The organism is Pseudomonas sp. MOIL14HWK12:I2 (genome assembly GCF_000510745.1).
Taxonomy (GTDB): Bacteria; Pseudomonadota; Gammaproteobacteria; order Pseudomonadales; family Pseudomonadaceae; genus Chryseomonas; species Chryseomonas oryzihabitans.
Genome location: NZ_KI783313.1, coordinates 313,345 through 336,643, shown reverse-complemented (window position 1 = coordinate 336,643; position 23,299 = coordinate 313,345). Strand labels below are relative to the sequence as shown.

Genomic DNA, 23,299 nt, shown 5'->3' with positions numbered 1-23,299 from the left:
TTAAAGCGATGCGGCGGCCAGCAGGCTGCGGCCGAGGTAGTCCTTGGCATCGGTGATCCCCGGCAGGACGAAGAAGTAACCGCCGCCGATGGGCTTGATGTATTCCTCCAGGGGCTCACCATCCAGCCGCTTCTGCACGGCGATGAAGCCCTGTTCCAGGTCGGCCTGGTAGGCGATGAACAGCAGGCCCATGTCGAGCTGGCCGTTCTTGCGCACACCGTTGGAGTAGTTGAAGGGGCGGCGCAGGATCAGGTTGCGCTGGCTCTCCGCGGTGCGGGGATTGGCCAGGCGGATATGGGCGTCCAGCGGCGTGACCTTGCCCTTGGGATCGCTGGCATAGTCCGGCACATCGGTCTCGTGACCGCCGGCCATGGGCGCGCCACTGGCCTTGCGCCGCCCGAAGATGGCTTCCTGTTCCTGCAGCGGGGTGCGATCCCAGCGCTCGACGAAATTGCGGATGATGCGCACCGCCTGATAGCTGCCCTGGGCCGCCCAGGCCGGCTCGCCGCTGCCGGGCTGGACCCAGACGATCCGGTCCATCGCCTGCTGGTCGGTGGAGTCGGGGTTGGCCGAGCCATCGCGAAAGCCCAGGAAGTTGCGCGCGCTCTCGGCGGGCTGACCGGGTGGCGGATCCTGCACCGGCACGCTGCCTTCCTGCTTCCAGCGGATCGCCAGCAGGTCGGGCAGATTCTTCACGATGTCGCGCAGGGCGTGGATGTTGGTGTCCGGGGTGTTGGCACAGAATTGCAGGCAGAGATCGCCGTGGCAGCAGTCCGCTTCCAGGGCGTCGTTGGGAAAGCCGGTCATGCGCTGCAGCTGCCGCGGCTTGACCGCGGTGAGGCCGAAGCGGTCATCGAAGAGCGATTCGCCCACCGAGACGGTGATGGTCAGGTTGTCCGGCGTCACCACAGGACCGAGGATGCCGGAATCCAGCGGTGGCAATTTGGGGTCGACCTCGGGCACCGGGCCGCCCTGCATGAGAAAGCGGATGCGCTCGTCGAGGGTCCGCAGCAGGCGTTCCAGGTCCTCGCGATCGCTGGCCAGCACATCGAAGGCCACGATCATTCCGGCCGCCGGCCGTGGGGTGACGATGCCGCTCTGGTGCAGGCCAAGGAACGCCTGGCGCTGATGGGTATTGGCGCTGCCGGGGGCACGGGTCACCTCGGCGGTGCTGGCCGCCCGGGCGTGCATCGGGCAGAGCCCGGCACCGGCCAGGGCCACGCTGGCGGCGCCGAGGCCACCCAGCAGGCGGCGACGTTCGATGTTGGGCTGATCGGGAGCGGACTTCTTCATGGCGTGGTCTTGGTCGCGGCCAGGCCCAGGGCCGGGGCGATCTGGTCGAGGGAGTCGGCCAGTGCCTGGGCCGCGGCGGCGATGCGCTGGCGGTCGTCGGGGGAAAGGGTGGAGTAGGGACGCTGGACATCGCCCAGGGCCGTAGCGAAGGCGTCGGCCTGGGTATCCAGGCGGTGCTGCAGCTCGGGATGACCCTTGCCGAGCAGGGGGCGCAGCAACTCGATCACCTTGCGCGTGCCATCCAGATTGGCGGCGAAGCCGGGCAGCACGAGCTGGCTGTAGCGCTCTTCCTCACCCGAGATCCGGGTGCCGGCCAGGTTGTGCAGCAGGCGCGCGGCATTGCCACTGAGTTGTTCCGGCGGCAGCGACTGGCCGAGCAGGGCGTCGCGCAGGGCGGCGGCGTCCTGCTCGAGGCGAGTGGCGACCGCTGTCAGGCCCTGGGTGCTGTTGCCAGCGAAGAGGCCCTGTTCGAGGCGATGGAAGCCACCAAAGGCCGGATCCTGTTCGCGCTTTTCGTAGTAGTCGGCGCGGGCATTGAGGCGATTGTCCAGTTCGGCGAAGCGCTGCGCGGTCGCCGCCAGGCGCTGGTAGGGCAGGCGGGCGGCCGCATAGGCGGCGCGTGCCTGCTCCAGGTCGCCCGCGGTCAGCGCCTGCTGCAGGGTGGCGAGACCCTGCAGCAGCAAGCGGCTCTGCTGATTCAGGTAGACGCGGTATTCCGACAGCGGGCCGACGAACTGGGTCAGGGTCGGACCGGCCTTGCTGGCGGCTTCCGAGGCGGCGGTCGGGAGTACCTTCAGGGTGCCTCGCGGATTGCTCAGCAGACCGCAGGTGATGGCGTAGTCGCCGGGGGCCAGGGTGGCATTGATGACCTGACTGAGGCCGGGGGCGATGTTCTCGCGCTCCTCGACCACCAGGACGCCGTCGAGAATCTCCCATTCCACCGCCCGGTCCGAGCGGTTGACGATACGAAAGCGCGCCGGCCCGGCGGGTACCTGCAGGGCGTTGGGTTCGCAGCGATTGGCGAGGATGTCGACCTTGATTTCGCCGTCGGCCACGGTGGCGTGACGCTCGCCTGCGGCGCGCGAGGCATAGTAGAAGGCCGCGGCGGCTGCGATCAGCAGGGTGGCCGAGCCGACCACGGCCAGGCGCAGCGCCAGGGAGCCCTGCTTCGGCGGATGGGGGTTGGCGTGATTCAAGACGGGCGCTCCAGCGAGGCAGGGGTGGTCACGGCAGGACGCTGGGGCGGCGCCGGGGTGCGGAAGAACAGCGGCAGGGTGACTGCCAGGAACAGCAGATAGGCGCCCAGGGTGCTGACGGTCGGAGTGTCCTGGTAGCCGAACATGCCGGCCAGCACCGTGCCCACCGGGCCGTCGGCGGGCAGCGCGTGGCTCCAGTCGAAGACCACCTGCTGTAGCGAATTCCACAGGCCGGCTTCATGCAGCGCCTTGACCGAGTTGGTGAACAGGCCGGCCGCGACGAAGAGGATGAACAGGCCGGTGAAGCGGAAGAACTTGCCCAGGTTCAGTCGTACGCCGCCGGTATAGAGGCCATAGCCCACGGCGATGGCGATGATCAGCCCCAGCAGGGCACCCAGGGGCGCGCCGGGGCCGGCGCTCTGCTGGAAGATCGCCAGCAGGAAGAACACGGTTTCCAGGCCTTCGCGAGCGACCGCCAGGAAGACCATGCCGATCAGGGCATAGACCTGGTTGCGCGAGGCGGACAGGGCGTTTTCCAGGGAGTCGTGCAGTTCGGTCTTGATCGAGCGCGCCGCCTTGCGCATCCAGAACACCATGGAGGTGAGGATGGCGGTGGCCGCCAGACCGACCACCGCTTCGAACAGCTCCTGCTGACGCTGCGGGAATTCGGCGCTGGCCAGTTGCAGCCCGGCGCCGACGAACAGCGACAGGGCGGCGGCCAGCATGACGCCGATCCAGACCGCTGGCATCCAGTGGCCGCGACCGGTGCGTTGCAGGTAGCTGGCGATGATGCCAACGATGAGCGCCGCTTCGATGCCTTCGCGGAGCATGATCAGAAAGGGAACGAGCATGAAAGCTATCACCGACATTAGCGAAGGGGCGCAGAGGCGCCCGGAGGTCGGTGATTTGTATCACAATGATTCGGATTGTTAAATGCGGATGATTCTCGTGCCTCGCGGATCCGCTGACTGGTTGGTAGCGGATCCCCGTATTGCAGAGCCTCAGGCGCGAAAGACCACGGCAGTATCCGGCGCCTTGCCCGTGGCGAACCGGCGGATCTCCCGCCAGGTGCGCAGATCGACCACCGCCAGCTGATTGTCCTCCAGGGCGGCGAACAGGCGCTCGCCACCGGGATCGAGGTTGAGTCCGGGCACCGCGCTGCCCATGGGCAGGTAGGCGACTTCGGCGAAGGTATCGGGCCGCAACAGCGAGAGACTCTTGTCCGCCAGGTTGGAGACCAGCAGGCGACCATCGGGCAGGGCGGCTACCCGTACCGCTTCGCCGCGCATCTTGACCTGGCGGATCGGCGTCAGGTCGCGGGCATCCAGCGCATGGAGGATGCCGGCGAAGCGATCCAGCACATAGAAGGTGCGCTCGTCCGGACTCAGGCAGCAGCCCTCCGGCGCCTGGCCGAGGTACCTCTTCACCGGCAGCACGGCAGGATTGTGCGCATCGACCAGGATCACCAGACCGCTCAGGGTGTCGGCAACGTAGGCGCGGCGTCCGTCACGGGTCAGGACGAAGTAGTGGCTGCGGGTGCCACCCACCGGGACGATCTGGCTGGGATATTCGGCGGTGGCGGGGCGATCGAAGCGGATGAGCAGCGAGTCGGTCTCGCTCAGCACATAGAGGCGACCCTGGTAGTCCAGGCGCATGCCGTGCAGGCGGTGATAGGGCGACAGGTCGATGGCTCTCACCAGCCGGCGCTCGGCGAGATCGATCACGCTGACCTGATGGCCGCCTTCGCCGGGCGCCTGCCAGCTCTTGACCCCGTACTGGCCGACGTAGGCATAGCGACCCTGGCGGTCCGCGACGATTTCATGGGGTTGCTCGGGCAATTCCAGACTGCCGATGCGCTTGCCATCGGCCAGGCGATAGAAGCCGAGGCCGGGGGCTTCCTTCTCGACCAGGGCGAGGTATTCGTCGCCCGCTGCGAGGGCATTGAGCGGATAGCCGCCCAGCAGGGGCAGGGCGGCACTGGCAGCCAGCAGGCCGAGGGTCCGGCGGCGATTCAGGTGGGGCATAGGAGGTCTCCCGAGCGGCAAGCCTCCCTGCCAGGGTCAAGCATCCGTGCTAGTCGAATAGACCCTTGAACCAGGTCCAAACTCCGAAGGAGTAGTCGGGAAAGATGTCGATGCCCAGCGCCGACTTGAGCAGATAGAGCAGCAGCAGACCCACCAGGCCGCAGGCCAGCAGGATCACCGCCAGCACCGTCGCCTTGCCGAGCAGGGACAATTCCTGCTCCAGGCGGGAGAGTTGACGGTAGTTGCGACCGGCGAGGAAGACGAAGTAGTAACGGCGGTGCCAGAATTTGACGGTGCCGCGCAGATCGACGCTGTGCTTGCCCCAGCTGCGGGTGCCGAAGGCCAGCTTGAGGGCTTCCAGCTGCTCCTCGGTAAAGGATTCGCGCAGCTCTTCGGGCAGGCGTTCCTTCAGACCGGCGATGAAGGGGTCGTGGCGTTTGATGCGATCCTGCATGGAAAAAGCTTCCCTCTGAATGGTGCGAGTGCACTCTGAGAGGCCGCCCGGCCTGGCGTTCCGCCAGATCTGATGGGCGGGGCCAGTCGCAGGACGATCGGTCAGACGCTGACGCGCACCGGGCGCAGCACCTCGGCCCGGGCCCGCAACTGGCCACAACCGCCATCGACATCCTGGCCCGCGGAGTTGCGCACCTTGGTCAGCAGACCGCGGCTGTGCAGGTAGCGAACGATCTGCACGATGCGCTCGCCAGTGGGCCGCTGGTAGTCGTCCACTTCCAGGCTGTTGTAGGGAATCAGATTGAGCACGCCGTACTTGCCCTTCATCAGCCGCAGCAGTTCGTCCATCTCGTCCTGGCTGTCGTTGATGCCGGCGAGCAGCGTCCACTGGTACTGGATCGGATAGCCGATCAGTCGGGCGTAGGCTTCCCCCTGCTCGATCAGCTCGCCGGGTTCGTACCGGGGCGCCTTGGGCAGCAAGCGGGCCCTTCGCTCGGCATGGGTGCTGTGCAGCGACAGCGCCAGGGCCGGCCTGACCGCCTGCTGCGGCAGTCGCTCGAATACCCGCGGATCGCCGACGGTGGAAAACACCAGGTTGCGATGGCCGATGCCACCGGCCGTGCCCAGCAGGTCGATGGCTTCCAGCACGTTGTCCAGGTTGTGCGCCGGCTCGCCCATGCCCATGAAGACCACCTTCTTGACCGGCCTGATGCGTCGCGCCAGGGCCACCTGGGCGACGATCTCGGCGCTGCCCACCTGACGCAGGAGGCCGCTCTTGCCGGTCATGCAGAACACGCAGCCCACCGCGCAGCCGACCTGGGACGACACGCAGAGTCCATCACGGGGCAGCAGCACGCTTTCCACCGCCTGGCCATCGCCGAGGGTCACCAGCATCCGCGCCGAACCGTCGGCGCCCGGGTGCTCCGAGGTCACCCGGGCCAGGCCTTCCAGTCGCGCGGTCAGCGCCGGAATGGCGTGGCGCACCTCCAGGGGCAGGAAGTTTTCCGCCTGCTGGCGCCGGGTGCCGGTGTCCAGGGGCAGCCCCTGACACCAGGCGCGCAGGATGCGGGCGCTGTGCTTGGGCTTGGCGCCGGCATCGGCGAGCAACTGGACGACATCGGAGATACGCATGGGAAAAGGGCAGGTCGAGGGCGGGCGGCGATAATAGGACAGGGCAGGGATGCTATCCTAGTCCTTTGCAAGACGAGGACCCGTCATGAAGTTCATCCACCAGCGCGAGCATCTCAACGAGGGCGACCTGGTCGTCATCCAGAGTTCGGGGGTGTGCAACATCCGCCTGATGAACGATGCCAATTTCCGCAGCTTCAAGAATGGCGGCCGCCACACCTATCACGGTGGCGCCTTCGACACCTTTCCGGCGCGCATCACGGTACCGAGCACTGGCTTCTGGAACATCACCCTGGACACCGTCACCAAGCGGCCGATCAGCGTGACCCGCAAGCCCGAGATCAAGCACTCGATCAAGATCGTTCGCCGCTCGCCTTCCGAGCTGCGCTGAGCCGGCGGTCACCCGTCCCTGGGTGACTCCTGCCGCTACTTCGGCTGCAATTCGAGCAGTCGCGCCTTGGCACCGTCTTCCAGCACCCAGAGGCTGCCGTTGGGGCCTTCCTCGACGTCGCGGATGCGCGTGCCCATGGCATAGCGCTCGACCTCGCGCGCCTCTTCGCCCTTGAGTTCGATCCGCACCAGCGCCTTGGACGACAGCCCGCCGATGAAGGCATTGCCCTTCCAGGCGGGGAAGCGGTCGCCTGCGTAGATCATCAGGCCGGCCGGCGAGATCACTGGCGTCCAGGTGATCTTGGGCGGGATGAATTCCGGGCGGGTGTCATGATCCGGAATCGGCTTGCCGCCATAGTGGTCGCCATTGGAGACCTCGGGATAGCCGTAGTTGCCGCCGCGCTGGATCAGATTCAGTTCGTCGCCACCCTGGGGGCCCATTTCCTGTTCCCACAGCCGGCCCTGGGCGTCGAAGGCGATACCCAGCGGATTGCGATGGCCCAGCGACCAGACCTGGGCCGCGACGCCGCCTTTCTGGGCGAAGGGATTGTCGGCCGGCGTGCTGCCATCGTCGTTGAGGCGGATGAGCTTGCCCAGGTTGCCGCTCATGTCCTGGGCCGGGGTGAATTTCTGCCGTTCCCCCGAGGTGATCCATAGCTTGCCGTCCGGACCGAACCTCATGCGATGGCCATAGTGACCGTTGCCGGTGACCTTGGGCGTCTGCCGCCAGATCACCTTGAGATCGCCCAGCGAACCACTGCCGTCCTCCTTCAGGGTCAGCTTGGCCCGGGCGACCGCCGCGCCCTGGGTGCCGTCTTCGCCGGCCTCGGCATAGCTGAGGTAGATCAGCCCGTTGCTGGCGTATTGCGGATGCAGGATGACATCGCCCAGCCCGCCCTGGCCGGCGGCGACCACCTTGGGTACCCCGCTGATATCCTGGGTCTTGCCGGTCTGCACGTTCAGGTGCTTGAGGACGCCGCCTTTCTCGGTGACCAGGGCGGTGCCGTCCGGCAGGAAGGCGATGGCCCAGGGTGCGTCAAGGGTGGCCCGTGGGGTGGCGGTGAAGGGCCACTGAGCTTCACTCAGCGCCTGGGGCGCGGCACTGGCATTCAGGGTGGCGAGACCGAGCAGGAGACTGCCGGCGGCTAGGGTAAGGCCTTTCATGGGCACGCGGTCCTCGTCGATGGAAGTCCCTACACCCTAGTAGGGACGCCCGGGAAAAGGGCCGCGTTTTTGTTACCTGAGGCGTCTAGCGAAGACGTTAGAAGGCGTCAGATGGGACCTGAATAGCCTATTTCGCAGTTCCAAATCCGTTAATGGCTGCCCTGGCTCGCGCTTCGTATATGGCCATCAGTACGGGATCCGAATCCTCCATGTGCGTATAGAGGTACCACTGAGTTGGAGGTGAGGACAGGATCCGATATACCTCGAAAGGCTTTTTGCTGTTCAACCTCGACCCTAGGGTTGTCTGGTCCATAAGAACTTGAGCTTTATCAATCGCGTGTGATGCGAGTGTCGCTTCATATGCCTGATTGATGATGTCCTGATTGCCGCGCTGTCCGCGACGATGTTCGCGATGGAAGACATAGCTTACGGCCAGGGAAAAGACTGTAACGAGAGTGAAATACGCAATGTCAGACATGGCGAGATCTTTGATCCGGGATAACCGGGTATTGCGACAGGGTCAACCAAGGCCATAGCGACGACCTTGGTTGATCGACCCTTTGGGTCAGTTGTCGTACCCAAGATTCGGCGCCAGCCAGCGCTCCGTCACCGCCAGCTCCTGGCCCTTGCGCTCGGTGTAGCTGTCCACCTGATCCCGGTCGATCTTGCCCACGGCGAAGTACTGGGCCTCGGGATGGGCGAAGTACCAGCCACTGACGGCGGCGGCGGGGAACATGGCGTAGTGCTCGGTGAGAAAGACGCCGCTGCGACCGGCCTCGTTGAGGCGGGCCTCGGGGTCCAGCAGCTTGAAGAGGGTGGCCTTCTCGGTGTGGTCGGGGCAGGCCGGGTAGCCGGGAGCGGGGCGGATGCCCTTGTACTGCTCGCGGATCAGCGCCTCGTTGTCCAGGGTCTCGTCCGCTGCATAGCCCCAGTGCTCCTTGCGCACCCGCTCGTGCAGCCACTCGGCACAGGCTTCGGCGAGACGATCGGCCAGGGCCTTGACCATGATGGAGTTGTAGTCGTCGCCCTTGCGCTCGTAGTCCTTGGCCAGCTCCTCGGCGCCGATGCCGGCGGTGACGATGAAGCCGCCCATGTAGTCGGTGACGCCGGTTTCCTTGGGTGCGACGAAGTCGGCCAGGGACAGGTTGGGCTTGCCCTCGGGCTTGATCGTCTGCTGGCGCAGGTGGTGCAGGGTGGCCAGCGGCTGGCCGTCCTCGCCATAGACTTCCAGGTCGTCGTCACGCACCTGGTTGGCCGGCCAGAAGCCGAACACGGCGCGGGCCTTGATCAGCTTCTCGTCAATCAGCTTCCTGAGCATGGCCTGGGCGTCGTGGAACAATGCGGTGGCCGCTTCCCCCACGACCTCGTCGGTGAGGATGCGCGGGTACTTGCCGGCCAGGTCCCAGGAAATGAAGAAGGGCGTCCAGTCGATGTACTCGGCTAGGACTGCCAGGTCGATGTCTTCCAGCACCCGGGTGCCGGTAAAGCTGGGCGTGGGCGCCTGGTAGCCGAGCCAGTTGAAGGTCGGCTTGTTGGCCACCGCCTTGGCATAGGACAGGCGTTCGGTGCGGGCGCTGCGATTGGCGGTGCGCTCGCGGACCTCGACGTAGTCGGCGCGGGTGCGCTCGACGAAGCCGGCCTTGAGTTCCTTGGACAGCAGCTGAGTAGCTACGCCCACGGCGCGGGAGGCATCGGTGACATAGACCACGGCATCGTTCTTGTACTGCGGCTCGATCTTGACCGCGGTATGGGCCTTGGAGGTGGTGGCGCCGCCGATCATCAAGGGCAGGGTGAAGCCCTGGCGCTGCATCTCCTTGGCGACATGGACCATCTCGTCCAGCGAAGGGGTGATCAGACCGGACAGGCCGATGATGTCGCACTTCTCGGCGATGGCGGTCTGCAGGATCTTTTCCGCTGGGACCATGACGCCCAGGTCGACGATGTCATAGCCGTTGCAGCCCAGCACCACGCCGACGATGTTCTTGCCGATGTCGTGGACGTCGCCCTTGACCGTGGCCATGAGGATCTTGCCCTTGGCTTCGGGCTTGTCGCCTTTTTCCGCTTCGATGAAGGGAATCAGGTGCGCCACCGCCTGCTTCATTACCCGGGCGGACTTGACCACCTGGGGCAGGAACATCTTGCCCGAGCCGAACAGGTCGCCGACCACGTTCATGCCGCTCATCAGCGGGCCTTCGATGACCTCGATGGGCCGCGCGCACTGCTGCCGGCATTCCTCGGTGTCCTCGACGATATAGGTGGTGATGCCCTTGACCAGCGCATGCTCCAGGCGTTTGTCCACCGGCAGGCCACGCCATTCCTCGGTCTCGGCCTCCTTGACCGCGCCGCCGCCCTTGTAGTCGTCGGCGATGGCCAGCAGGGCATCGGTGCCGGCCGGGGTACGGTTGAGCACCACGTCTTCGACCCGCTCGCGCAGGGCGGCCGGGATCTCGTCATAGATCTCCAGCTGGCCGGCGTTGACGATGCCCATGGTCAGGCCGTTCTGGATGGCGTGGTAGAGGAAGACCGAGTGGATGGCCTCGCGCACCGGGTTGTTGCCGCGGAAGGAGAAGGAGACGTTGGACACGCCACCGGAGGTCAGGGCGTAGGGCAGGTTGTCGCGGATGAAGGCGCAGGCGTTGATGAAGTCGACCGCGTAGTTGTTGTGCTCCTCGATCCCGGTCGCCACGGCAAAGATGTTGGGGTCGAAGATGATGTCTTCCGGCGGGAAGCCGACCTGGTTGACCAGGATGTCGTAGGAGCGCGCGCAGATCTCGTTCTTGCGCGCCTCGGTGTCGGCCTGGCCGTCTTCGTCGAAGGCCATGACCACCACTGCTGCGCCGTATCTCTTGCACAGCTTGGCGTGATGGATGAAGGCCTCGACGCCTTCCTTCATGGAGATGGAATTGACGATGCCCTTGCCCTGGATGCACTTGAGACCGGCCTCAATCACCTCCCACTTGGAGGAGTCGATCATGATCGGTACCCGGGAAATATCCGGCTCGGAGGCGATCAGGTTGAGGAAGGTGACCATGGCCGCCTTCGAATCCAGCATGCCCTCGTCCATGTTGATGTCGATGACCTGGGCGCCGGCTTCCACCTGCTGCTGGGCCACTTCCAGGGCCTCGGCGTAGTTCTCTTCGCGGATCAGTCGGGCGAACTTGGCCGAGCCGGTGATGTTGGTGCGCTCGCCGACGTTGACGAACAGCGACTCGCGGCTGATGGTGAAGGGCTCCAGGCCGGAGAGGCGGCAGGCCTTGGGAATCTCGGGCAGCTGGCGCGGCGGATGCTTGGCGACCGCCTCGGCGATGGCCTGGATATGCGCCGGGGTGGTACCGCAGCAGCCACCGACGATGTTGAGCAGGCCGCTGGCGGCGAATTCCTCGACCACCGCCGCCATCTGCGCGGGGCTTTCGTCGTATTCGCCGAAGGCATTGGGCAGGCCGGCGTTGGGGTGGGCGGAGACGAAGGTGTCGGCCTTGGTCGCCAGTTCCTCGACGTAGGGCCGCAGCTCCTTGGCCCCCAGGGCGCAGTTGAGGCCGACGGAAATCGGCTGGGCGTGCCGCACCGAATTCCAGAAGGCTTCGGTGGTCTGGCCCGACAGGGTACGGCCGGAGGCGTCGGTGATGGTGCCGGAGATCATGATCGGCAGCTCGACGCCAACCTCCTCGAACACACCCTGGACCGCGAAGATGGCCGCCTTGGCGTTGAGGGTGTCGAAGATGGTCTCGATCAGGATGAGGTCGGCGCCGCCTTCGATCAGGCCGCGGGTGGCCTCGGTGTAGTTCTCCACCAGCTCGTCGAAGGTGACATTGCGAAAGCCGGGATTGTTGACGTCCGGAGAGATGGAGCAGGTCCGACTGGTCGGGCCGAGCACCCCGGCGACGAAACGCGGGCGATCCGGGGTCTCCAGGGTCTTGGCGTCGGCCACCTCGCGGGCGACCCGGGCGCCGGCCAGGTTCAGCTCATAGGTGATGGCCTCCATGCCGTAGTCGGCCTGGGAGACGCGCGTGGCATTGAAGGTGTTGGTTTCCAGGATGTCGGCGCCGGCATCCAGGTAGGCCTTCTCGATCTCGGCGATGATCTTCGGCTGGGTCAGCAGCAGGAGGTCGTTGTTGCCCTTGACGTCGCTCGGCCAGTCGGCGAAACGCTCGCCACGGTAGTCCGCTTCTTCCAGCCGATAGCTCTGGATCATGGTGCCCATGCCGCCGTCGAGGATGAGGATGCGCTGCGCGAGGGCGTGGCGGAGGGCGGCGAGGCGAGAGCTGCGATCGGTCATGGGCATTCCACAGAGATGAAGAGACGCTGGACAAAGGGTGGCAGCATAGCAAAAGCCGGCGCCTGCCCCGGTATTGGCGACGGTCCATGATGAACAGCGCTCATGCAGGGCCGGCGAGTCTTTCATGGCGAAAACGTCTGACGATCTGGCGCGCCTGGTGGGCAAGCCCTTCAAGTGCTGCTTTACTGGCAATTGACCGACGTTTACTGTGCGTCAAAACAGTGTCATGGAAGGTGGCCGTGATTCCTCTGGTGATATGCGACGACTCGAACATGGCGCGCAAGCAGCTGGTTCGCTCCCTGCCCGAAGGCTGGGCGGTATCCATCACCCAGGCCACCAACGGCGAGGAAGCCCTCAAGGCGCTGCGCCAGGGGCTGGGTCAGGTGATGCTGCTGGACCTGACCATGCCGATCCTGGACGGCTACGGCACCCTGGCGGCCATCCGCAACGAAGGCCTGGCGGTCAAGGTGATCGTCGTCTCCGGCGACGTCCAGGACCAGGCGGTGGCCAGGGTGCGCGAACTGGGCGCCCTGGACTTCCTGCGCAAGCCGGCCGATCCCGCCGAACTGGCCGCGGTGCTCGAGCGCCATGGCCTCTATAGCCCCAGCCCTGCGGCGCGGCCGGAACCGGTCGCGCGTCCCGAGCTGGAGGTGAGCTTCCGCGACGCCTTCCGCGAGGTGGTCAATGTCTCCATGGGTCGCGCCGGCGCGCTGCTGGCCAAGGCGCTGGATGTCTTCGTCCAGCTGCCGATTCCCAACGTCAACATTCTGGAAGTCAGCGAGCTGCACATGACGCTGGTGGACGCCCAGCGCGAGGATCGCCTCAGTGCGGTCTGCCAGGGCTATATCGGCGAGGGCATCGCCGGCGAGGCGCTGCTGATCTTCCACGACTCCGAATTCGATGACATGGCCAAGCTGGTGCGCTGGCGCGAGGCAGGGGAGTCCGGTGACATCGAGATGCTGCTGGATCTGTCGAGCATCATCATCGGCGCCTGCCTGGCCGGCATCGCCGAGCAGTTCGACATCCGCTTTTCCCAGGGTCATCCGACCATCCTCGGCCACCATGCGTCCATCGACGAACTCATCGTCGTCAACAAGACCCGCTGGAAGAAGACCCTGGCGGTCGAACTCAGCTACAGCCTGGAAGGCCATAACGTCCACTTCGATCTGCTGCTGCTGTTCACCGAGGATTCTGTGAAGCGCATCACCCGCAAGATCGGCTACCTGATGAGTTGAGCATGGCGGCACAGATCGATATCAACGAACTCCACTGGCTGCTGGACATCGTGCAGAACATCGATGTCGGCGTGGTGGTGCTGGACCTCGACTACCGCATCGAGGTCTGGAACAGCTTCATGGAAAACCATTCCGGACGGATCCTCAGCGAGGTCAGCCAGCAGTCGCTGTTCGCCGTCTTTGCCGAAATCGACGAGGCCTGGTTTCGCGCCAAGGCCGAGAGCGTGGTGCTGCTGGGCACCCGGGCCTTTTCCATCTGGGAACAGCGGCCCTACCTGGTCCACTTCAAGAGCTACCAGCCGATCACCGGCGTGGAAGCCTTCATGTACCAGAACGTCACCCTGCTGCCGCTGCGGGATTCCACCGGTGCCATCGCCCACATCTGCGTGGTGATCTACGACGTCACCGATGTCGCCATCAACAAGCGGCAACTGGAGCTCTCCAACGACAAGCTGCAGGAACTGTCGCGTACCGATCGCCTCACCGGTCTGGCCAACCGTGGTTACTGGGAAGAGCGCCTCACCGAGGAATTCGCCCGCCACCAGCGCTATGGCGGTCGCCTGGCGCTGATGATGCTCGACATCGATCACTTCAAGCGCATCAACGACACCTATGGTCATGCCGTCGGCGATCAGGCGATCAAGGCGCTGGCCGGGGTGATCAAGACCCATGTGCGCAATGCCGACATCGCCGGACGCTACGGCGGCGAGGAATTCGGCGTGGTGCTGCTGGACACGGCGGTGGAAGGCGCCCGGTTGCTCGCCGAGCGCCTGCGCGAGGCGGTCGAGGCCATGCGGCTCGACGTGCTGGGGACGCCCATCGCCTTCACCATCAGTGTCGGCATCACCGATCTGTCGGTGCCCCTGGGCAACCACGAGCAGATGATCCAGCAGGCGGACAAGGCCCTGTACGAGTCCAAGCACAACGGGCGCAACCGAGTGACCAGCTTCGTGCAGCGGCTCGACTGAGACGATTATCCGACTGTTTCACTAGGGCTTTCGTCGAGGGGTGGGGTGGCGTAAACTTGTCACACCTGTTGAGGAGTGACCATGAGCGCCATCACCATTACCGACGCGGCTCAGGATTACCTGGCCGACCTGTTGGAAAAGCAGAACACCCCCGGGATCGGTATCCGGATCTTCATTACCCAGCCCGGCACCCAGTACGCCGAGACCTGCATCGCCTACTGCAAGCCCGGCGAAGAGAAGCCCGATGACCAGCCCATCGGGCTGAAGAGCTTTACTGCCTATATCGACGCCATCAGCCAGCCCTTCCTGGAAGACGCCCTGGTGGACTACGCCACCGACCGCATGGGCGGCCAGCTGACCATCAAGGCGCCCAACGCCAAGGTGCCCATGGTCAACGAGGACAGCCCGCTCAACGAGCGCGTCGACTACTACCTGCAGACCGAGATCAATCCGGGGCTCGCCAGCCACGGTGGCATGGTCAGCCTGGTGGACATCGTCGACGACAATATCGCGGTCCTGCGCTTCGGCGGCGGCTGCCAGGGCTGTGGCCAGGTCGATCTGACCCTCAAGGATGGCGTCGAGCGCACCCTGCTGGAGCGGATCCCCGAGCTCACCGCCGTGCGCGACGTCACCGACCACACCAACCGCGAAAACGCCTACTACTAGAGATAGCGCGTGTTGCGGGTACGAAGGGCTATCGACCGATTCGATAGCCCTTCGGCGTTTCAGTGGCGCGCGGCGTCGTCCGGCAGGGCCATCAGGCGCTGTTCCTGCGCCCAGTCGAAGGCCTCGCCGCGGGATTCCGCTTCGTGGCGACGCTCGTCCAGTCGCTGGTAGAGCGCCAGCTCTTCGTCCGGCATGAAGTGCAGGCAATCGCCGCCAAAGAACCACAGCAGGTCGCGCGGCACCCGATGAGCGATCTGCGGATAGCGGCTGAAGATCTGGCTGAGCAGGTCCTGGCCGAGATAGGCGTACTCTTCGGGCGCCTGCGGCAGGCCGGCGACCAGTTCGTCGAAGCGGTCGAGGAACAGCGCGTGATTCTCCGAGGGCACCTGCTCGGCCGCGCCGACGTCGGCCAGGACCGCACGCAGCTGGGCGAGGAGGGCGACGTGGTGGGCGAGATAGGAAGTGGCCATGGGTGTCTCCTGAAAAAGCGGCTGCGCAGTATAGGGGCACTGTCCGACATTGTCTGGTTCGACTAGGATCGAACCTTTGCCCTCTGCCGGGGTTATAGGAAGTAGCACTTTTCTTTGCGAATCAGTTCTTGCCGGGAGGCACATGAGTCTAGCTCTCTCCATTCGTGGTCTGACCAAGACCTACAACAACGGCTTCACCGCGCTCAAGGGCATCGACCTCGACGTGGTCGAAGGTGATTTCTTCGCGCTGCTCGGTCCGAACGGAGCGGGCAAGTCGACCACCATCGGCATCCTCTCGACCCTGGTCAACAAGTCCGGCGGCGAGGTCTCGGTGTTCGGCAATGACCTGGACAAGGATCCGGCGGGCCTCAAGCGCTGTCTCGGCGTGGTGCCCCAGGAATTCAACTTCAACCAGTTCGAGAAGGCCTTCGACATCCTGGTGACCCAGGCCGGCTACTACGGCATCCCGGCGCGGATCGCCGGCGAGCGGGCCGAGGAGTACCTGACCCAGCTCGGCCTGTGGGACAAGCGCGACACCCCCTCGCGCATGCTCTCCGGTGGCATGAAGCGGCGCCTGATGATCGCCCGCGCCCTGATCCACAAGCCGCGCCTGCTGATCCTCGACGAACCTACCGCCGGCGTGGACATCGAGCTGCGCCGCTCCATGTGGAATTTCCTCACCGAGCTGAACGGGCAGGGGACCAGCATCATCCTCACCACCCATTACCTCGAAGAGGCCGAACAGCTCTGCCGCAACATCGCCATCATCGACCATGGCGAGCTGGTCGAACACACCAGCATGCGCAAGCTGCTGCAGAAGCTCAATGTCGAGACCTTCATCGTCGACGTGGTCCAGCCGCTGACGGCGGCGCCGCAACTGGAAGGCTATCCGACCCGGCTGCTGGGCGATCACTCCTTCGAGGTGGCCATCGACAAGGCCAGCGGGGTCAATGCCCTGTTCCGCCAGCTGGACGCCGCCGGCATCCAGGTGCAGAGCCTGAGAAACAAAGCCAATCGCCTGGAGGAGCTGTTCGTCTCCCTGGTGGAAAAGAATCTAGCCAAGGTCGCCCGATGAGTACCGAATTCCAAGCCAATCTGGTGGCGCTGCGGACCATCGTCCATCGCGAAGTCCGCCGCTTCACCCGCATCTGGGCGCAGACGCTGCTGCCCCCGGCGATCACCATGGTCCTGTACTTCGTGATCTTCGGTAACCTGATCGGCAATCGCATCGGCGGCATGGGTGGCTTCACCTACATGCAGTACATCGTGCCGGGCCTGATCATGATGTCGGTGATTACCAACGCCTACAGCAACGTGGTCTCCAGCTTCTTCAGCAGCAAGTTTCAGCGCTCGGTGGAAGAACTGCTGGTCTCGCCGGTGTCGCCCCACGTCATCCTCATCGGCTATGCCATGGGCGGCATCCTGCGGGGCCTGGCCGTGGCCGCCATCGTCAGCGTGCTGTCGCTGTTCTTTACCCACATGCAGGTGCACCACCTGGGCATCATGCTGCTGGTGATCATCCTCACCGCGGCGATCTTCGCCCTGGGCGGCTTCATCAACGCTGTCTACGCGCGCAACTTCGACGACATCTCCATCGTGCCGACCTTCGTGCTGACGCCCCTGACCTATCTGGGCGGGGTCTTCTATTCCATCGACCTGCTGCCCGCCTTCTGGCAGAAGGTGTCCCTGGTCAATCCGATCCTGCACATGGTCAACGCCTTCCGCTACGGCATCCTCGGGGTGTCCGACATCCGCATCGGGGTGGCGATCGCCTTCATGCTGGTCGCCGTGGTCGTGCTTTATCTGGTCAGCATCCGTCTGCTCGTGAGCGGGCGCGGCATGCGTCATTGAGTGTGTGAGCGTCATGCATAGCGTAGAACAATCGCCCCTGGGCAAAAGCACCGAGTACGTCAGCCAGTACGCCCCGGAGCTGCTGTATCCGATCCCGCGGGCGCCCAAGTGGGCGGAGCTGGGCCTGGACGGCCAGGACCTGCCGTTTCGCGGCGTGGACGTCTGGACCTGCTACGAGCTGTCCTGGCTGCTGCCGTCCGGCAAGCCGGTGGTGGCCATCGGCGAATTCGCCATTCCCGCCGATTCGCCGAACATCATCGAGTCCAAGTCCTTCAAGCTCTACCTCAATTCCCTGAACCAGTCGGCGTTCGCCAGCCTGGCCGACGTCGAAGCCGTGCTGGTCAGGGACCTGAGCGCCGCTGCCAGGGGGACCGTCGGTGTCAGCCTGGTGTCGCTGGACGACTGGGCGGCCCGTGGTGTGCAACGCCCCGATGGCCAGTGCGTCGATGAGCTGGATATCAGCCTGGATCGCTACGCCCACCCGCAGGCGGATCTGCTGAGCGTGGGTGGAGCCCGGGATAGTCAGAGGTTTTACAGCCATTTGCTCAAGTCGAATTGCCCGGTCACCGGTCAGCCGGACTGGGGCACCGTGGTGATCGAGTACGAAGAGGGGTTGGCACTGGAGGCGGCGAGTCTGCTGCGCTACCTGGTCGCCTTCCGCCAGCATGCGGATTTCCACGAGCAGTGCGTCGAGCGCATCTATCTGGATCTGTGGCGGCTGGTCAAGCCGGCGAAGCTGACCGTGTTCGCCCGCTATGTGCGGCGTGGCGGGCTGGACATCAATCCCTACCGAAGCAGTGACGCCATCCAGCCCGCCGCGGAGCGTTACGTCCGGCAGTGATCAGATGCCCATGCTGCTCAGGCTGTTCATGATCGAGCGGAGCGTGCCGGCCATGGTCGGGTGACTGACCTCGAAGCGCTCCACCGCCAGATTGACGCCTTCCACCAGACTGCCATCCCGGGTATGGGTGGCGTCTTCGTTGGCCAGCTGGAATTCGATGTCCCGGATCAGCAGTTCCAGTTCCTCCCGGTCCTCGGTCGAGGCGGGTGGGTCCTGGTCCAGCTGGTGGCGGAGGTGGTCGAGTTGTTCCTGCAGATGAGAGGTGGTCATGGCGTTTCTCCTGTGTCCGGACTCTTTGACCGCAACGTTGGGTCAAAGATCGAGTGACTGAGCCTGGCCCTAAGCCAAACTGGCAAAGCTATGACTATAATCGGCGCCTTTCAGGCGTCTGAGTTCAACGAGGAGAGAAGCGATGACGGTCGAGCGACGTGGTTCCAGGGTCTGGGGAGCGCTCCTTGCAACGGCCCTGACGTTTGCCGGTCAGGCGATGGCGGCCGAAGCCGAGAATCCCGATCCCTGGGAAGGCTTCAACCGCAAGATCTTCGTGTTCAACGATACCCTGGACACCTATGCCCTCAAGCCGGTCGCCCAAGGCTATCAGCGCTTCACGCCCGGCTTCGTGCAGACCGGCGTGAGCAACTTCTTCAACAACCTGGGGGATGTGCGCAACCTGGCCAACGATCTGCTGCAAGGCAAGATCGAGCACGCCGGGGTCGATACCGCGCGCCTGCTGATGAACACCACCCTGGGTGGCCTCGGCCTGGTCGACGTGGCCACCAAGGCCGGCCTGCAGCGCAACGACGAAGATTTCGGCCAAACCCTGGGCAAGTGGGGTGCGAGCAGCGGTCCCTACCTGGTCCTGCCGTTCTTCGGCCCCAGCAGCGTGCGTGACGGCCTCGGTCGCATCCCGGACAGCTACACCAGCGCCTATCCCTATGTGGATGATGTCGCCGTACGCAACAGTGCCTTCGCCCTCAGCACCGTCGACACCCGTGCCGGTCTGCTGCAGGCCGAGCGCCTGATCACCGGCGACAAGTACGTGTTCATTCGCAACGCCTACCTGCAGATCCGTGAGTTCAAGGTCAAGGATGGCCAGGTGGTCGACGACTTCTAGTCCCGGCCCCAATGAAAAAGGCAGCCCTGAGGCTGCCTTTTTTGTTGGCCAGGGCGCCTAGCGCATTTCCAGCACCGACAGGCCCAGCAGCTGCTTGCCCGACTCGGTGGCCTGGACCCGCAGGACCTCGGCGTCCGCTTCCAGGCCGGGGAGTTCGGCATGGCTGGAGGGGATGAGCACGGTTACCTTGTCGCCGACCTGCAGGCGGGTGGCGGCCTCGATCTGGAAACCGGTGCTGGACAGATCGACGCAGCGCGCCTCGAAGGAGGCGTCGCCGACCTTCAATACGGCCTTGGAGTCGACGTGCATGCGAATGAAATCGCGCTTTTCACTGTAAGAACGGTCGATGGTACTCATGGCAATCCTACTGCTTGGGAGGATGGAAGGCGGTTTGTTGGAGGTATAAACTCCATAAAGGCACCCTGTAAAGAAATTCCATCCGGTTGGCAAGCTTGAACGCCCCGGTGGATGGGAGTAGTGTCTCCGCCGTGTCGTAATCACCGTGGCCCGTGTCGGATCCTGTCCGCCGGTTTGCCGTTCGGGTGCATGCCTGGATCCTCTATGTCTAATTCGCCTGCCACGCTCTTGATCATTGACGATGACGAGGTGGTTCGCCTCAGTCTCGCCGACTATCTCGAAGACAGTGGCTTCAATGTCCTGCAGGCCAGCAATGGCCAGCAGGGCCTGGAAATGTTCGAGCGCGAACAGCCCGACCTCATCATCTGCGACCTGCGCATGCCGCAGGTCGATGGGCTGACGCTGCTGCGCCGCATCAGCGAGCTGTCCATCGATACGCCGGTGCTGGTGCTGTCCGGCGCCGGCGTCATGAGCGACGTCGTGGAAGCCCTGCGCCTGGGCGCCGCCGATTACCTGATCAAGCCGCTGGAAGACCTGATGGTGCTCGAGCACTCAGTCAACCGCGCCCTGGATCGCGCACGCCTGCGCCTGGAAAACGATCGCTACCGGGTCAAGCTGGAAAACACCAATCGCGAGCTGCAGGCCAGCCTGAGCCTGTTGCAGGAAGACCAGAACGCCGGACGCCACGTGCAGATGAACATGCTGCCGGTGACGCCCTGGGAAACCGAGGGGCTGAACTTCGCCCACGAGATCATCCCGTCGCTGTATCTGTCCGGCGATTTCGTCGACTACTTTCGCATCGACGAGCACCGCGTCGCCTTCTATCTGGCCGACGTCTCCGGACATGGCGCGTCCTCGGCCTTCGTGACCGTGCTGCTCAAGTTCATGACCACGCGCCTGCTCTACGAGTCCAAGCGCAACGGCACCCTGCCCGAATTTAAGCCCTCGGATGTGCTCGGCCACATCAACAGGGGTCTACTGGATTGCAAATTGGGCAAGCACGTGACCATGCTGGGTGGCGTGATCGACGAAACCACGGGTACCCTGGCGTACAGCATCGGTGGCCATCTGCCCTTGCCGGTCCTGCATACCCCGGAAGAAACCCGGTTCCTGGTCGGCAAGGGGCTGCCGGTCGGCCTGTTCCAGGAGGCGACCTACAATGACCACCAGATGGATCTGCCCGAGCGTTTCAGCCTGACCCTCTTTTCGGATGGCATCTTCGACCTGCTGCCGGGAGACAATTTGAAAGAGAAAGAACACAGCTTGCCCGACTACGTCCGCCGCGCCGGCGGTACACTGGCAGGCCTGAGCGAAGCCCTGGATCTGGCATCCGTCACCGAGATGCCCGACGATATCGCTTTGCTGGTGTTGAGCAGGAACCTGGCATGAGCACCGGAAAAATCCAATTTGCCGAGCAGGATGGCACCTTCGTCCTGAAGTTTACCGGCGAGGTGCGTCTGACCCTCTGCTCGGCGCTGGACGCGACCATCGAGCACATCTTCTCGTCGTTGAATTTCTCGTCCATCGTCATCGATCTGACCGAGACGCAGAGCATCGACAGCACCACCCTGGGCCTCTTGGCCAAGCTGTCGATCCTGTCGCGGCAGCGCATCGGGCTGCTGCCCATGCTGACCACCAACAACCCGGACATCCTGCGCCTGCTGGATTCCATGGGGTTCGATCAGGTGTTCAACATCGTCGAGACCGTACTGCCTTGCCCGGATTGCCTGACCGACCTGCCACCGCAGGACCAGTCCGAAGCCGAGGTGCGCAATCGCGTGCTTGAAGCCCATCGGGTGTTGATGGGCCTCAATGAATCCAACCGCAATGCCTTTCGCGATCTGGTCAGTGCCCTCGAAAGGCACTGACCGCGTCAGCTCTTAGCGCTTGCCGGGCAGCAGCACTTCCAGCTTTTCCTGATCGCGCGCGAACTGGCGAATGCCTTCGGCCAGCTTTTCGGTGGCCATGGCGTCTTCGTTGTGCGCCCAGCGGAAGGCCGCCTCGTTCAGCTGCTGCTTGGGCTCACCGCCCTTGCTGTCGGCGGTCAGCACGCGCGGCAGGTCGCCCTGGGCTTCCGACAGCTGCTGCAGCAACTCGGGGCTGATGGTCAGGCGGTCGCAGCCGGCCAACTGCTCGATCTGGTTCAGGTTGCGGAAGCTGGCACCCATCACCACGGTGTCGTAGCCATTGGCCTTGTAGTACTGGTAGATGCGGGTCACGGACTTCACGCCCGGATCTTCCGCGCCTTCGTAGTCACGGCCTTCGGCCTTCTTGTACCAGTCGTAGATGCGACCGACGAAGGGCGAGATCAGGAACACACCGGCGTCGGCGCACGCGGCGGCCTGGGCGAAGGAGAACAGCAGGGTCAGGTTGGTCTGGATGCCTTCCTTCTCCAGTTGCTCGGCGGCGCGGATGCCTTCCCAGGTGGAGGCGATCTTGATCAGCACGCGATCCTTGCCGATGCCGGCCTTCTCGTACAGCTCGATCAGGCGGTGGGCGCGATCCAGGGTGGCGCTGGTGTCGAAGGACAGGCGCGCGTCCACCTCGGTGGAGATGCGACCGGGGATCAGCTTGAGAATCTCGCCACCGACGGCCACGGCGAAGCGATCGCAGGCCAGGCCGATGTCACCATTGGCGCCGCTGAAGGCGGCCTGCAGGTGCTCTTCGTAGCGGGGCAGGGCAGCGGCCTTGAGCAGCAGCGACGGGTTGGTGGTGGCGTCGTAGGGCTTGAGGCGGGCGATGGCGTCCAGATCGCCGGTATCGGCGACGACCGTGGTGTATTGCTTGAGTTGTTCCAGCTTGCTCATGGCAGGTCTTTCCTTCGGTTAGCGAATGGACATCGTGGAGACGTGACTCAGTGGCCCCTGAGAAGTTCAGTGGCCTCGTCATACAGGCGCAGCGGTTCAGCGCTGCGATGCAGATCGGTGGACAGCAGTTGACGGAAGCGCCGCGCGCCGGGAAACCCCTGCGCCAGGCCCAGGATATGGCGGGTGACGTGGTGGATGAGGCCACCCTGTTGCAGATGCGCCTCGACATAGGGTCGCAGCTGCAGCATGACGTCATGGCGGGTCAGTTGAGGACGGTCGCAGCCGTAGAGCGCTGCGTCCACCTCGGCCAGCAGATAGGGATTCTGATAGGCCTCGCGACCCAGCATCACCCCTTCGAACACCTCCAGCTGCTCGCGGCAGGTGTCCAGGGTCTTGATGCCGCCATTCAGGATGAACTCGAGGTCCGGAAAATCCTGCACCAGTTGCGCGGCGACGTCGTAGCGCAGCGGCGGGATCTCGCGATTCTGCTTGGGCGACAGCCCTTCGAGGATGGCGATGCGCGCATGCACGGTGAAGCTGCGGCAACCGGCCTCGGCGACCTGGCCGACGAAGTCCCGCAGGGCGTCGTAGCTGTCCCGCCCGGAGATGCCGATGCGGTGCTTGACCGTCACCGGAATGGCCACGGCATCGCGCATCGCCTTGACGCTGTCGGCCACCCGCTCGGGATAGGCCATCAGGCAGGCGCCGATCATGTTGTTCTGCACCCGGTCGCTGGGGCAGCCGACGTTCAGATTGATCTCGTCATACCCCGCCTGCTCACCCAACCGCGCCGCGGCCGCCAGCTCGGCCGGCACGCTGCCCCCCAGCTGCAGCGCCAGGGGATGCTCGGTTTCGTCATGACGCAGGAATCTCTGGGCGTCGCCATGCAGCAGGGCGCCGGTGGTGACCATCTCGGTATAGAGCAGGGCGTGCTGGGACAGCAGGCGGTGGAAATAGCGGCAGTGACGGTCCGTCCAGTCCATCATGGGCGCCACGGAAAAGCGGCGGGACGGCTCAGGGCGCGTGGTTGCTGGGTTTGAGGCGGTTTCGGCAAGCATCTCGGTAC

Annotated in this window: 24 protein-coding genes; 10 read left to right on the top strand and 14 right to left on the bottom strand. The window is 64.5% G+C overall.

Annotated elements, in window-relative coordinates:
- The 6 genes from efeB to PSK12I2_RS0117860 form a co-directional block, all read right to left on the bottom strand.
- Complete coding sequence (gene efeB, locus PSK12I2_RS0117885; RefSeq protein WP_027599444.1) at positions 1-1,293, bottom strand: iron uptake transporter deferrochelatase/peroxidase subunit; 1,293 nt, start codon at positions 1,291-1,293, stop codon at positions 1-3.
- Positions 1,290-2,489, bottom strand: a complete 1,200-nt coding sequence (gene efeO, locus PSK12I2_RS0117880) for an iron uptake system protein EfeO (protein WP_027599443.1) — start codon at positions 2,487-2,489, stop codon at positions 1,290-1,292. Before efeO ends, efeB begins: the two co-directional genes overlap by 4 nt.
- Positions 2,486-3,340 (bottom strand): iron uptake transporter permease EfeU, encoded by an 855-nt coding sequence (efeU, locus tag PSK12I2_RS0117875; RefSeq protein WP_027599442.1) that lies wholly within the window; start codon positions 3,338-3,340, stop codon positions 2,486-2,488. The genes efeO and efeU overlap by 4 nt, the downstream gene beginning before the upstream one ends.
- Before the next feature lie 150 nt (positions 3,341-3,490).
- A complete protein-coding gene (locus PSK12I2_RS0117870) occupies positions 3,491-4,513 on the bottom strand; it encodes a YncE family protein (RefSeq protein ID WP_027599441.1) in 1,023 nt (340 codons plus the stop codon).
- A 49-nt stretch (positions 4,514-4,562) separates the two neighbouring features.
- Positions 4,563-4,967 (bottom strand): hypothetical protein, encoded by a 405-nt coding sequence (locus PSK12I2_RS0117865; protein ID WP_007158404.1) that lies wholly within the window; start codon positions 4,965-4,967, stop codon positions 4,563-4,565.
- Positions 4,968-5,068: 101 nt separating this feature from the next.
- Entirely contained in the window at positions 5,069-6,097 is a 1,029-nt protein-coding gene (locus PSK12I2_RS0117860) for an RNA methyltransferase (RefSeq protein WP_027599440.1), read from the bottom strand.
- Between the two features lie 85 nt (positions 6,098-6,182).
- Between PSK12I2_RS0117860 and PSK12I2_RS0117855 the strand changes: the two genes are divergently transcribed.
- Positions 6,183-6,485 carry a DUF1883 domain-containing protein gene (locus PSK12I2_RS0117855; RefSeq protein WP_017640573.1) on the top strand — a complete coding sequence of 101 codons (303 nt, stop codon included), beginning with the start codon at positions 6,183-6,185 and terminating at the stop codon, positions 6,483-6,485.
- 35 nt (positions 6,486-6,520) lie between these two features.
- Here PSK12I2_RS0117855 and PSK12I2_RS0117850 read toward each other — a convergent pair whose 3' ends face one another.
- The 3 genes from PSK12I2_RS0117850 to metH form a co-directional block, all read right to left on the bottom strand.
- Positions 6,521-7,648 (bottom strand): PQQ-dependent sugar dehydrogenase, encoded by a 1,128-nt coding sequence (locus tag PSK12I2_RS0117850; RefSeq protein WP_027599439.1) that lies wholly within the window; start codon positions 7,646-7,648, stop codon positions 6,521-6,523.
- Positions 7,649-7,775: 127 nt separating this feature from the next.
- Positions 7,776-8,126: a hypothetical protein gene (locus PSK12I2_RS0117845; protein WP_027599438.1), complete on the bottom strand. Its 351-nt coding sequence runs from the start codon at positions 8,124-8,126 to the stop codon at positions 7,776-7,778.
- An 87-nt stretch (positions 8,127-8,213) separates the two neighbouring features.
- Positions 8,214-11,930 carry a methionine synthase gene (metH, locus tag PSK12I2_RS0117840; RefSeq protein WP_177324656.1) on the bottom strand — a complete coding sequence of 1,239 codons (3,717 nt, stop codon included), beginning with the start codon at positions 11,928-11,930 and terminating at the stop codon, positions 8,214-8,216.
- Positions 11,931-12,157: 227 nt separating this feature from the next.
- Here metH and PSK12I2_RS0117835 point away from each other — a divergent pair, with 227 nt between their 5' ends.
- The 3 genes from PSK12I2_RS0117835 to nfuA all read left to right on the top strand — a co-directional run bounded on the left by PSK12I2_RS0117835 (position 12,158) and on the right by nfuA (position 14,793).
- Complete coding sequence (locus PSK12I2_RS0117835; RefSeq protein WP_027599436.1) at positions 12,158-13,159, top strand: response regulator; 1,002 nt, start codon at positions 12,158-12,160, stop codon at positions 13,157-13,159.
- Positions 13,160-13,161: 2 nt separating this feature from the next.
- Positions 13,162-14,127: a diguanylate cyclase gene (locus PSK12I2_RS0117830; RefSeq protein ID WP_007158398.1), complete on the top strand. Its 966-nt coding sequence runs from the start codon at positions 13,162-13,164 to the stop codon at positions 14,125-14,127.
- An 81-nt stretch (positions 14,128-14,208) separates the two neighbouring features.
- Entirely contained in the window at positions 14,209-14,793 is a 585-nt protein-coding gene (nfuA, locus tag PSK12I2_RS0117825) for a Fe-S biogenesis protein NfuA (RefSeq protein ID WP_027599435.1), read from the top strand.
- Positions 14,794-14,852: 59 nt separating this feature from the next.
- Here the strand turns inward: nfuA and PSK12I2_RS0117820 are convergent, their stop codons facing one another.
- Positions 14,853-15,263, bottom strand: a complete 411-nt coding sequence (locus PSK12I2_RS0117820; protein WP_007158396.1) for a PA2817 family protein — start codon at positions 15,261-15,263, stop codon at positions 14,853-14,855.
- Between the two features lie 142 nt (positions 15,264-15,405).
- Here PSK12I2_RS0117820 and PSK12I2_RS0117815 point away from each other — a divergent pair, with 142 nt between their 5' ends.
- From PSK12I2_RS0117815 to queF, 3 genes are read left to right on the top strand one after another with little or no spacing between them, the layout of a single operon-like run.
- Positions 15,406-16,338: an ABC transporter ATP-binding protein gene (locus PSK12I2_RS0117815; RefSeq protein WP_027599434.1), complete on the top strand. Its 933-nt coding sequence runs from the start codon at positions 15,406-15,408 to the stop codon at positions 16,336-16,338.
- The gene (locus PSK12I2_RS0117810; protein WP_027599433.1) at positions 16,335-17,114 is read left to right on the top strand and encodes an ABC transporter permease; all 780 of its coding nucleotides are present in this window, start codon (positions 16,335-16,337) and stop codon (positions 17,112-17,114) included. The genes PSK12I2_RS0117815 and PSK12I2_RS0117810 overlap by 4 nt, the downstream gene beginning before the upstream one ends.
- Positions 17,115-17,127: 13 nt before the next feature.
- Positions 17,128-17,955: an NADPH-dependent 7-cyano-7-deazaguanine reductase QueF gene (gene queF / locus PSK12I2_RS0117805; protein WP_027599432.1), complete on the top strand. Its 828-nt coding sequence runs from the start codon at positions 17,128-17,130 to the stop codon at positions 17,953-17,955.
- Here the strand turns inward: queF and PSK12I2_RS0117800 are convergent, their stop codons facing one another.
- Positions 17,956-18,225 carry a DUF4404 family protein gene (locus PSK12I2_RS0117800; protein ID WP_027599431.1) on the bottom strand — a complete coding sequence of 90 codons (270 nt, stop codon included), beginning with the start codon at positions 18,223-18,225 and terminating at the stop codon, positions 17,956-17,958. It abuts the gene before it with no gap.
- A gap of 217 nt (positions 18,226-18,442) precedes the next feature.
- Between PSK12I2_RS0117800 and PSK12I2_RS0117795 the strand changes: the two genes are divergently transcribed.
- The gene (locus PSK12I2_RS0117795) at positions 18,443-19,069 is read left to right on the top strand and encodes a VacJ family lipoprotein (RefSeq protein ID WP_371100691.1); all 627 of its coding nucleotides are present in this window, start codon (positions 18,443-18,445) and stop codon (positions 19,067-19,069) included.
- A 57-nt stretch (positions 19,070-19,126) separates the two neighbouring features.
- Here the strand turns inward: PSK12I2_RS0117795 and PSK12I2_RS0117790 are convergent, their stop codons facing one another.
- The gene (locus PSK12I2_RS0117790) at positions 19,127-19,426 is read right to left on the bottom strand and encodes a PilZ domain-containing protein (protein ID WP_027599429.1); all 300 of its coding nucleotides are present in this window, start codon (positions 19,424-19,426) and stop codon (positions 19,127-19,129) included.
- 204 nt (positions 19,427-19,630) lie between these two features.
- Here PSK12I2_RS0117790 and rssB point away from each other — a divergent pair, with 204 nt between their 5' ends.
- The gene (gene rssB, locus PSK12I2_RS0117785; RefSeq protein WP_007158389.1) at positions 19,631-20,815 is read left to right on the top strand and encodes a two-component system response regulator RssB; all 1,185 of its coding nucleotides are present in this window, start codon (positions 19,631-19,633) and stop codon (positions 20,813-20,815) included.
- Positions 20,812-21,294 carry an anti-sigma factor antagonist RssC gene (gene rssC / locus PSK12I2_RS0117780; protein ID WP_027599428.1) on the top strand — a complete coding sequence of 161 codons (483 nt, stop codon included), beginning with the start codon at positions 20,812-20,814 and terminating at the stop codon, positions 21,292-21,294. The genes rssB and rssC overlap by 4 nt, the downstream gene beginning before the upstream one ends.
- 12 nt (positions 21,295-21,306) lie before the next feature.
- Here rssC and tal read toward each other — a convergent pair whose 3' ends face one another.
- Both tal and dusA read right to left on the bottom strand, forming a co-directional pair.
- Positions 21,307-22,233: a transaldolase gene (gene tal / locus PSK12I2_RS0117775; protein WP_027599427.1), complete on the bottom strand. Its 927-nt coding sequence runs from the start codon at positions 22,231-22,233 to the stop codon at positions 21,307-21,309.
- Between the two features lie 47 nt (positions 22,234-22,280).
- Positions 22,281-23,291, bottom strand: coding sequence for a tRNA dihydrouridine(20/20a) synthase DusA (gene dusA / locus PSK12I2_RS0117770; RefSeq protein WP_027599426.1), 1,011 nt, complete (start codon positions 23,289-23,291; stop codon positions 22,281-22,283).
- Between the last annotated feature and the right edge of the window lie 8 nt (positions 23,292-23,299).

What these genes read in the sequence shown, in the direction of transcription:
- efeB (WP_027599444.1), bottom strand. Translation starts at nt 1,293, where the DNA reads ATGAAGAAGTCCGCTCCCGATCAGCCCAACATCGAACGTCGCCGCCTG.
- efeU (WP_027599442.1), bottom strand. Translation starts at nt 3,340, where the DNA reads ATGCTCGTTCCCTTTCTGATCATGCTCCGCGAAGGCATCGAAGCGGCG.
- PSK12I2_RS0117870 (WP_027599441.1), bottom strand. Translation starts at nt 4,513, where the DNA reads ATGCCCCACCTGAATCGCCGCCGGACCCTCGGCCTGCTGGCTGCCAGT.
- PSK12I2_RS0117865 (WP_007158404.1), bottom strand. Translation starts at nt 4,967, where the DNA reads ATGCAGGATCGCATCAAACGCCACGACCCCTTCATCGCCGGTCTGAAG.
- PSK12I2_RS0117860 (WP_027599440.1), bottom strand. Translation starts at nt 6,097, where the DNA reads ATGCGTATCTCCGATGTCGTCCAGTTGCTCGCCGATGCCGGCGCCAAG.
- PSK12I2_RS0117855 (WP_017640573.1), top strand. Translation starts at nt 6,183, where the DNA reads ATGAAGTTCATCCACCAGCGCGAGCATCTCAACGAGGGCGACCTGGTC.
- PSK12I2_RS0117850 (WP_027599439.1), bottom strand. Translation starts at nt 7,648, where the DNA reads ATGAAAGGCCTTACCCTAGCCGCCGGCAGTCTCCTGCTCGGTCTCGCC.
- PSK12I2_RS0117845 (WP_027599438.1), bottom strand. Translation starts at nt 8,126, where the DNA reads ATGTCTGACATTGCGTATTTCACTCTCGTTACAGTCTTTTCCCTGGCC.
- metH (WP_177324656.1), bottom strand. Translation starts at nt 11,930, where the DNA reads ATGCCCATGACCGATCGCAGCTCTCGCCTCGCCGCCCTCCGCCACGCC.
- PSK12I2_RS0117830 (WP_007158398.1), top strand. Translation starts at nt 13,162, where the DNA reads ATGGCGGCACAGATCGATATCAACGAACTCCACTGGCTGCTGGACATC.
- nfuA (WP_027599435.1), top strand. Translation starts at nt 14,209, where the DNA reads ATGAGCGCCATCACCATTACCGACGCGGCTCAGGATTACCTGGCCGAC.
- PSK12I2_RS0117820 (WP_007158396.1), bottom strand. Translation starts at nt 15,263, where the DNA reads ATGGCCACTTCCTATCTCGCCCACCACGTCGCCCTCCTCGCCCAGCTG.
- PSK12I2_RS0117815 (WP_027599434.1), top strand. Translation starts at nt 15,406, where the DNA reads ATGAGTCTAGCTCTCTCCATTCGTGGTCTGACCAAGACCTACAACAAC.
- PSK12I2_RS0117810 (WP_027599433.1), top strand. Translation starts at nt 16,335, where the DNA reads ATGAGTACCGAATTCCAAGCCAATCTGGTGGCGCTGCGGACCATCGTC.
- queF (WP_027599432.1), top strand. Translation starts at nt 17,128, where the DNA reads ATGCATAGCGTAGAACAATCGCCCCTGGGCAAAAGCACCGAGTACGTC.
- PSK12I2_RS0117800 (WP_027599431.1), bottom strand. Translation starts at nt 18,225, where the DNA reads ATGACCACCTCTCATCTGCAGGAACAACTCGACCACCTCCGCCACCAG.
- PSK12I2_RS0117795 (WP_371100691.1), top strand. Translation starts at nt 18,443, where the DNA reads ATGGCGGCCGAAGCCGAGAATCCCGATCCCTGGGAAGGCTTCAACCGC.
- PSK12I2_RS0117790 (WP_027599429.1), bottom strand. Translation starts at nt 19,426, where the DNA reads ATGAGTACCATCGACCGTTCTTACAGTGAAAAGCGCGATTTCATTCGC.
- rssB (WP_007158389.1), top strand. Translation starts at nt 19,631, where the DNA reads ATGTCTAATTCGCCTGCCACGCTCTTGATCATTGACGATGACGAGGTG.
- rssC (WP_027599428.1), top strand. Translation starts at nt 20,812, where the DNA reads ATGAGCACCGGAAAAATCCAATTTGCCGAGCAGGATGGCACCTTCGTC.
- tal (WP_027599427.1), bottom strand. Translation starts at nt 22,233, where the DNA reads ATGAGCAAGCTGGAACAACTCAAGCAATACACCACGGTCGTCGCCGAT.
- dusA (WP_027599426.1), bottom strand. Translation starts at nt 23,291, where the DNA reads ATGCTTGCCGAAACCGCCTCAAACCCAGCAACCACGCGCCCTGAGCCG.